This window comes from Ruegeria sp. (assembly GCF_028066395.1).
In the GTDB taxonomy this organism is placed as follows: Bacteria; Pseudomonadota; Alphaproteobacteria; order Rhodobacterales; family Rhodobacteraceae; genus Ruegeria.
Window position 1 is genome coordinate 62991 of sequence record NZ_JALCBM010000005.1, and the last position, 8230, is coordinate 71220.

Genomic DNA, 8230 nt, shown 5'->3' on the forward strand with positions numbered 1-8230 from the left:
GAAAGACCTTCGCAAAGACATCAGCGCCGCTCCCGGAACAGGATCGTCTGAACGGCGGTCAGGGCCAGAACAAGGATCACGAGCACAAAGGACAGCGTCGCGCCGTATCCCGGTTCGTTAAAGGTGAACAGGCTGCGATAGATGTACCAGGTCGTCGTGACAGTCGCGTTCACCGGCCCGCCATCGGTCAGGACAAAGACCGAGTCGAATATCTGCAGATTGACGATTGTCGCGAAGATGAACGAAAAGAAGAATGTTGGTTTGAGCAGCGGCAATGTAAGCTGGAAAAACCTGCGTCCCGGCCCTGCGCCATCCAGTTCCGCAGCATGGTAAAGGTCGCGCGGCAGGCTTTGGATACCGGCCAGAAACAGCAGCGTCCAGAAACCCGCTCCTTTCCAGACCTCGACCATGGCAATGGTCGGAAGCGCCAGATTTCGGTTGCCAAGGAAATTGACCGGCTCGCCCGTGATCGCGCGCAGGATAATGTTCAGGATGCCGAAATCCTGATGCAGGACAAATGTGAACATCAGCGCCGCCAGCAGGATCGGCTGCAAGGTCGGATAGTAGATGATCGTCTTGAACGTGTTCTGCCCAAACCTGACAGTGTTCAGGCTCAGCGCAAGGATCATCGCAATAATGAAAACCGCCGGGATGGCCATCAGGGAATAGACCACCGTGTTCCGTATGGATTTTACCACCAACGGATCGGTGAAGGTTTGCCGCCAGTTTTCCAGCCCCACATATTTTGCGGGCGACATGATCCCACCGGTCTGAAAACTCTGGATCAAAAGCGCGACCACGGGCCAGGCCAGAAACAGGACAAAGAAAATCAGCGCAGGCGCGAGAAACGCATACGCGGTCAGGTTTTGCCTGATCCGGGCCTTCAGGCGCAGTTTTCGATGTTCGGTGGTCGAAAGCAATTCCGGGTCTCCTGTTCGCCTCGGGGCAGTGTGCCCACCCCGAGGCGGCGCTTTTACTGGACGATGCCGTCGATGATCTCACACATCTGGGCGATGGTTTCCTCGCCGTTCAGATCACCGCGATAGGCGGATTCTGCGACCGGCCAGATCGATTGCAGGATCTTCAGGATTTGCGGATGGGGCTGGATGCCCTGCACACGGGGCACAAACTCCTGCTGGATTTTCTGCATGGCAGGGTTTTCGGCAAACATGCCGTCGACAATGTCACCCCGGACCACTTGCAGGTTGACCTGCTCGGCAAACCGCCCGACCTGCGGCCCCGAGGCCCAATGCTTGATGAACTCCCAAGCGGCGTCTTTGTTGCCGCTGGCCTCGGCCATCGAGAGGATGCCGAAATTGCCCATGACGGTCTGCCCGACTTCACCCGGCGGGGCAAAGGCGACATCCCATTCAAAGCTTGGCGGATCAGCGATAAGTGCGCCGATCTGCGGTGTTTCGCCGTGGTAGATCGCGATCTTGCCCGCCTTGAACAGATCGAACTGCTCCTGCGTGGACAGGGCCCCGATCTGGGGCGTAACACCGGCGGCATGCATATCGATCAGGAACTGAGTTGCCGCCTCGGCTCCGGCCAGTCCACAGCCGCTCCAGTCATCGTTCAGCAGATCGGCGCCCGCATTATGGACATATGGCAGCCAATCCCAGAACGCGAAATCCCCGGTGCGCGTGCGGACCGAGAAGCCGTGGACGCCGTCACCCGTCGTCTTCTTGGCTGCGTCCATCATGGCTGCATAGGAATCGTCCCATGTGTCCAGAACACCGGCCTCGGCCAGCAGGTCCTTGTTGATGTAGATATTGTAGACCGCGCCCAGAACAGGAACCCCCCAGGTGCCGCCATCCTGTTCGGCCAGAGCCCAGGCGAATTCAGGGATTTCGGCCCGTTCATCCGCCCAGTCGGCGCTGTCCACCAAACCGGTCATGTCGTGCAACGCGCCCTGCTGCGCATAGGCCGGGTAGATCAGGTCAACCAGATAGAGAACATCCGCCGGATTGCCGCTTGCAAATCCGGTCGTCAGCTCTGCGTTCATGTTTGCCCAGTCATAGGTCGTGAATGTGACATCGACATTGGGTTCGACGGATTTGAAATCGTCGATGATCATGGCTTCGAACTTGGCCTCGTCCGCCGAGTGCGGTCCCTTGATCATTGTGATGTCCCCGGACAGATGCCCGTCAGCCCATGCGGTGCCTGCGGTCAGAACACCGCACAAACAGGCCGAGCTCAAAAGCCGCGAAGCGGCTCGTATTTTGCGAAATGGTAGGTGTTTCATCGTTGTCTCCTTGCGTTGGACTTTCCTTTTTTGTTTTTGGAAGTGCATTGACCCACAGACCCGGGTTCGGATTGTCTGGTCTTTGCACTTCAATAGGACGCGGCCTTCAAAGATGTTCCATGCGGATTCTCGGATATGGGCCACAATGCTCGTGTCAGTCTTGTGTAGGGCGTCTTGCGCGGGTTGTTCGGGTAGGGGCCATCGACCGCGGCATAAAGGATTTCACTGGCCACGGGCGCAAAGGCACCATGGAAATGGTTGGTCGATTTCACGATCAGCACCCGCTTTTTCGTGATGTCGATGCCGAGATTGGTGAACAGATCGGGCGAGAACGCCTGACTACGGTTGGAGTTCAGAACGATATCCATATCGCCGATCCGAATGGCCGCGCTGTCACCCAGCGGAACGATTGAGGCACCAAAACTCTGCACCGCATTGCGCACCAGCCGGGATACGGTAACGCGCGCATCAATGGGCTGCCCGGCATGGGCCGAGGTTTTTCCCCCGAACCTGAGATCGAACTCTGTCCCTTCCCCGGCGGCGAAACACAGCCGGACCGCCATCGGGTCCCAGATCGTGCCAAGTGCCACCCCGGTCAGCCCCATATCCAATGCGTGCTGTAATACGATGGTGGAATCGCCAGCGACGCCGCCGCCGGGATTGTCCCAGACATCCGCCACCACCACGGGGCCGGTGCTTGCATGACAGGCCCGCGTCAGTGCCTCGCGCGCCTCAAGGAACTCGGGCGTGGCGCGGCCGCGAAAGCCGAACAGTTCCATGCCCAGTTCGCGTGCGATCCGGGTGCCCTCGGCGGGTTTGTTGTCGGTGATCACGACGATCTTTGCCCCAAGATCGGGCGAGTCGCCCGCCATGAACCCGTGGATGGCGGAGACCGACAAAACCTGTCCCCCCGCCTCAAGCGTTTTCATGCGGTCCACGAACCCGCGCATTGGTTGCTGGCTGGTGGGCAGAACATCCATCATGCGAACGTCAAAGACCTGAATATCAGGGGTGATCTCACCACGCGCGGCGCGCAGGGTCAGATCGACACAAGCCTCGCCTGCCTCGACGAAATCGGTGTGGGGGAATTCCTTGAACACGGTGATGATGTCGGCGGCCTCGACGCGCTGGGCGCTCAGGTGGCTGTGGGGGTCGAAGCTTACGCCGATTTTGCAGGCAGGTCCGACGATCTGGCGGGTGCGGGCCAACAGGTCGCCTTCGCAATCCACACAACCATCGGCGATCATGGCCCCGTGCAGGCCAAGCACAACCGCATCCAGCGGCATCGCCGCGTGTAGCTGTTCCAGAATTTCGTCGCGCAGCCGTTCCCACGTGCGGCGGCTGACCAATCCGCCGGGCTCGGCCCAGGTGGCGGTGCCTTCGATCAATGTGAACTGTTCGGTCGTGGCGCGGGCGCGTAGCGCGGGGAACACGGCGCTGCACAAGGTAGGCGTTTCCGGGTGTTCGCCCGGCGGGGCATAAAAGCTTTGCTCAAAATCCGTGAAATCCGTGCGCAACGGCGAGAATGAGTTGGTTTCGGTTGCAAGGGATGCACAGAATACACGCATGGGCTTGTCCATCTTTGGTGTCGGGTATGCCAGGGACGGGGAGCACGCCCCTGGCATTGCTCGCGTCAGTCCAGATAACCGTCGGTGTTTGCGGCCTCGACCTGCGCTTTGAACAGGCTCAGAAGTTCAGACGCCTTGGCATCCAGATTCTCGGCAACATGTGCCTCGAACGCGGGCTGTGTTGCGGCGGCCATGGCGGCGCGCTGCTCATCCGAAAGGGCCGTCACTTCGATCTTGTCCATCAGACCGGCAAGACCCCGGTCCGAGGCTTCGATGATCCGCGACAGACCCCGGCTAGCCGTGACACAGTTTTCCGCCGCCACGCGCAGGGTGGCCTGTTCGCTTTCGCTCAGACCCTCAAAAAAGGCGCGGTTCACCATGAAGGTGTAGGGCGAGAACAGGTGATTGGTCAGCGTCATATATTGCTGCACTTCCGAGAAATTCGCGAAGGAAATGATCGGAACCGGGTTCATCTGACCGTCGATCACACCGGTCTGCAGGCCGGAATACACCTCGCCCCAGCTCAGCGGATAGGCTTCGGCGCCCAGGGCCTGAACGATTTTCTGATGCGATGGCAGGGTCATGGTGCGGATGCGGATACCGTCGAAATCCGCCAGATCGGCAATGGGGCGCTGCGAATTGGTGACGGCAAAGAACCCGCCCGTATCGGGGAAGCCCAGAACCACCACGTCGCCCATGGTTGCCTCGATATCGGCGGCCAGCGCCGCGCCGAACGGGCCATCGAAGACCTCGTAGGTGGACGCGTTATTGGCGAAGGCAAAGGGCAGGTTCAAAACGTCGATGTTCGGGTAATAGCTGGCCAGCGCCCCGGTCGAGGTCAGTGTCGCCTGTATCACTCCGTCACGTAGTTGCTGCACATGCTCGGCGGCGGAACCAAGCTGGTTCGACCCGAACACTTCGACCGTGACGCTGCCATTGGTGTCGGCGGTGACGATGTTCGAAAAGACCGCCGTGCAGGCATGGGCCGGGTTTTCGAACGGGTCCGTTTTGTTATCATGGCCGAAGCGGATAACGCCACCCTCGGCAAGTGCGGCTGTGGACGCAAGCGCAGCTATCGCACCGGCGGCAAGGCCTTTGGTCAATGTCTTCATGATTACCTCCTGTTTTTCATTTGAAGACGGGGTCTATTGGGCAAATCCGAAGGCACGCGGCAGCAAAAGGGCTGCGTCCTCCCAGAATGCAAAGAGAAAGAGAATGGCGATTTCAGCGATCAGAAACGGGGCCAGTTTGATCGATATCCGCTCCAGCTTTTCGCCGGTGACCGAGGACAGAACGAACAGGCATGCCCCAACCGGCGGCGTCATGAGCGAGATGTTCAGTGCCAGCACAAAGATGATGCCTGCGTGGATCGGCTCCAGCCCGATCTGTTCCGTAAGCGGGACCAGAACCGGCGCAAGAATGATCAGGATGGCGGTGATATCCATGACCATGCCGACAACAAGCAGGATGCAGATGATAATCGCGATCACCGCGTATGGGTTGCTGGAAATGCTCAAAACGGCCCCGGCAATCGCCTGTGGGATACGCTCAAAGCTCATCCACCAGCCGAGGATGCCCGCGAATGCGATGATGACAAAGATCACGCCGGTGATGCGCGCCGTGCGCACCAGCATGCCGTAAAATGCACCCCAGCTGAGCGAGCGATAGACGAAGACCCCGATGAACAAAGCATAGGCCACGGCGATCGAGGCCGCCTCGGTCGGTGTTACGACGCCTCCGAGGATGCCGCCCAGAATGATGATGGGCATCAACAGGGCGGTGATCGACGATAGAAACGTATCCCACACCTCGCGCAGGGTCGCGCCGCGCACCGCCTTGGGCAGGTTTTCGCGCTTGCCACCGATGACAATGACGCCCATGCAGACAATGCAGATCACCAGCCCGGGCAGGATGCCTGCAGCAAACAAGCCGCCGATGGATACCCCCATGAGCGATCCGTAAACCACCATCAGACCCGAGGGCGGAATGGTGGGCCCGATAATGGACCCGGCTGCCGTGACGGCGCAGGCATAATCGCGCCTGTACCCTTCTTTCACCATGGCCGGGACCAATGTTCGGCCAAAGGCGGCAGCATCGGCAGTGGCCGATCCGGTCAGCCCGGCAAAGAACACCGAGGCCAGCATGTTGGTATGGGCCAGCCCCCCGCGAAATCGCCCGACCAGCACCTGCGCCAACCGGACCAGCCGGTCGGTGATGCCGATGCCGTTCATGATCTCACCCGCAAGAATGAAAAACGGCATGGCCAGAAACGGGAAAATGTTCAGCCCGTTGAATATCTTGCTGGGGCCGACGGCCAGAAAGTTCATCCCGCCCATGCCAGCCAGCCCGACCACACCGGCCAGTCCTATTGCAAAGCCGATGGGCATGCCAAAGAGGATCAGGCCTACAAAAACGGCGGCGACGATCATGAGTGCGCCCCGCTTTGATCAAGCTGGGTGCCGCGATCCCGCAGCATGGCCAGAACCAGTTGCACCACCGCCAGCAGGGCCGAGACCGGTATCGCCCAGAAAAACGGAGCCAGGCTCACGCCGAAGATCAGCGCCTGACGATTTGATCCGCTTTGGGCAAAGCCGATACCGAACCAGAACACATACAGAAACAGGACGATGGCCAGCACGTCGATAACGATCAGAATGCTGTGCCTTACGCGGGTCGGCAGCGCTGTGACCAAGGCGGTCAGTCCGATATGCTCGCGCCGGGCAATACCTGACGACACCGCAAGCAGGGCCGCCCAGATCATCAGATAACGGGCAAGCGTTTCCGGCCACGGCAATTGCCACCCGAACCAATAGCGATCGATGACGCCGATCCAGACATCCAGCACCAGCGCCACCATAAGCATGGCAACAATCGCCTCGGTCGCTCTGTTGATGCCCTGGCTGAGACGGGCCGCGAAAACTGGCGCCATTTCACCCTCCAATATGAAACTGAATTAGATTTAGAGGTCAGAATCACCTCTTGGTCAATCATTTTGTGTTCTTTAAGTACGAATTTCTCGCGTAAATCTAGAGAACCTCAACTCATTTCGTACTCAAATTACAAATTTCGACCATAAGAGATCGTACGGCCTGTCAGGCCGCCAGCCACGAACCACAGGTCGTGATCGACATCATCTCAAACCTGCGGCCGTTATTTGACTCATTGCCCAACCGCGAAAAGAAAGCGGTGAATTTTGGTCAGGAGCGTCTGGAACAGGTCAAAACTGAACTGCAAAACTTGCCGGTGCGTTCAGGTCAGGCATCCGAGGACTCCGTCCACAGGTTGACGTCACCGTTGACAGAGTACTGATCGATCTCGGCCAGCTCGTCTGACGTAAACTCAGTGTTTTTCAGCGCTTCAACGCAGTCGACGATTTGCTCCGGTCTCGATGCACCGATCAACGCTGTGGTGATGCCCCCGTCTCTGAGAACCCATGCCAATGCCATTTGCGCCAGCGTCTGCCCCCTGCGTTTGGCGATGGCGTCCAGATTGCGCAGGTTTTCGATGACGGTCTTCGTCAAAAGGTCTGGGTCCAGGGATTTGCCATCCGCCGCGCGGCTGTCCTGAGGAACGCCGTTCAGATATTTGCCAGTCAGCATCCCCTGAGCCAGAGGCGTGAAGGCAATCGAGCCGATCCCCAGTTCTTTGAGCGTTTCCTTCAACCCGTCAGCCTCAACCCAACGGTTGATCATGTTATAGCTGGGCTGATGGATGACGCAGGGCGTGCCCAGGTCCTTCAGGATCGCGGCGGCTTCTCGGGTGCGTTGTGCGCTGTAGGACGAAATCCCGACATACAACGCTTTGCCAGACCGCACGATCTGATCCAGCGCGCCCATTGTCTCTTCCAGGGGTGTGTTGGGGTCAAAGCGATGGGAATAGAAGATGTCGACATAGTCGAGCCCCATGCGCTTCAAGCTTTGATCACAGGATGCGATGACGTATTTTCGGCTGCCCCATTCCCCGTAGGGTCCGGGCCACATGTCGTAGCCGGCTTTGGATGAGATAACCAGTTCATCCCGATACCCGGCAAAGTCGGTTTTAAGGATTTCGCCAAAGGCTTCCTCGGCACTGCCGGGGGGTGGGCCATAGTTGTTGGCCAGGTCAAAATGCGTAATGCCCAGATCAAAGGCTGTTCGGCAAAGCCTTTGCTTAAGGTCGTGGGGTCGGTCAAAGCCGAAATTGTGCCAAAGCCCCAGCGATATTGCCGGCAGTTTCAACCCGCTGTTGCCGCAGTAATTGTAGGTCATGTTGTCGTATCGACCCGCGAAGGGCACATAAGGTCCGTTGGTCATAAAATGCCGTCCTCTGAGATTGATGGGTTGTACCTTGGCAATCAACTGAGGGTTCTACCGATGTCGTTTCCGACCCGCCAATGCGTTTGGCGAATAGGGCGAGTTTGAAAACGCATTCAGCGACG

General features: G+C 58.7%; 7 protein-coding genes. All 7 read right to left on the reverse strand.

What is annotated here, in order from left to right; translation table 11 throughout:
• Positions 1 to 20: 20 nt before the first annotated feature.
• The 7 genes from MPJ51_RS03050 to mgrA all read right to left on the reverse strand — a co-directional run bounded on the left by MPJ51_RS03050 (position 21) and on the right by mgrA (position 8105).
• The gene (locus MPJ51_RS03050; RefSeq protein WP_298381586.1) at positions 21 to 920 is read right to left on the reverse strand and encodes a sugar ABC transporter permease; all 900 of its coding nucleotides are present in this window, start codon (positions 918 to 920) and stop codon (positions 21 to 23) included.
• A 53-nt stretch (positions 921 to 973) separates the two neighbouring features.
• Complete coding sequence (locus MPJ51_RS03055) at positions 974 to 2245, reverse strand: sugar ABC transporter substrate-binding protein (RefSeq protein WP_298381588.1); 1272 nt, start codon at positions 2243 to 2245, stop codon at positions 974 to 976.
• Between the two features lie 89 nt (positions 2246 to 2334).
• A complete protein-coding gene (locus MPJ51_RS03060; protein WP_298381590.1) occupies positions 2335 to 3813 on the reverse strand; it encodes a M81 family metallopeptidase in 1479 nt (492 codons plus the stop codon).
• A gap of 65 nt (positions 3814 to 3878) precedes the next feature.
• Entirely contained in the window at positions 3879 to 4925 is a 1047-nt protein-coding gene (locus MPJ51_RS03065) for a DctP family TRAP transporter solute-binding subunit (RefSeq protein ID WP_298381592.1), read from the reverse strand.
• Between the two features lie 33 nt (positions 4926 to 4958).
• The gene (locus MPJ51_RS03070; RefSeq protein ID WP_298381594.1) at positions 4959 to 6242 is read right to left on the reverse strand and encodes a TRAP transporter large permease; all 1284 of its coding nucleotides are present in this window, start codon (positions 6240 to 6242) and stop codon (positions 4959 to 4961) included.
• Entirely contained in the window at positions 6239 to 6742 is a 504-nt protein-coding gene (locus MPJ51_RS03075; protein WP_298381597.1) for a TRAP transporter small permease, read from the reverse strand. Before MPJ51_RS03075 ends, MPJ51_RS03070 begins: the two co-directional genes overlap by 4 nt.
• A 325-nt stretch (positions 6743 to 7067) precedes the next feature.
• Complete coding sequence (gene mgrA, locus MPJ51_RS03080; RefSeq protein ID WP_298381599.1) at positions 7068 to 8105, reverse strand: L-glyceraldehyde 3-phosphate reductase; 1038 nt, start codon at positions 8103 to 8105, stop codon at positions 7068 to 7070.
• Positions 8106 to 8230 lie beyond the last annotated feature (125 nt).

Excerpts from the sequence above, each read along its gene's own strand:
- MPJ51_RS03055 (WP_298381588.1), bottom strand. The coding sequence starts at position 2,245 with ATGAAACACCTACCATTTCGCAAAATACGAGCCGCTTCGCGGCTTTTG.
- MPJ51_RS03060 (WP_298381590.1), bottom strand. The coding sequence starts at position 3,813 with ATGCGTGTATTCTGTGCATCCCTTGCAACCGAAACCAACTCATTCTCG.
- MPJ51_RS03065 (WP_298381592.1), bottom strand. The coding sequence starts at position 4,925 with ATGAAGACATTGACCAAAGGCCTTGCCGCCGGTGCGATAGCTGCGCTT.
- MPJ51_RS03070 (WP_298381594.1), bottom strand. The coding sequence starts at position 6,242 with ATGATCGTCGCCGCCGTTTTTGTAGGCCTGATCCTCTTTGGCATGCCC.
- MPJ51_RS03075 (WP_298381597.1), bottom strand. The coding sequence starts at position 6,742 with ATGGCGCCAGTTTTCGCGGCCCGTCTCAGCCAGGGCATCAACAGAGCG.
- mgrA (WP_298381599.1), bottom strand. The coding sequence starts at position 8,105 with ATGACCAACGGACCTTATGTGCCCTTCGCGGGTCGATACGACAACATG.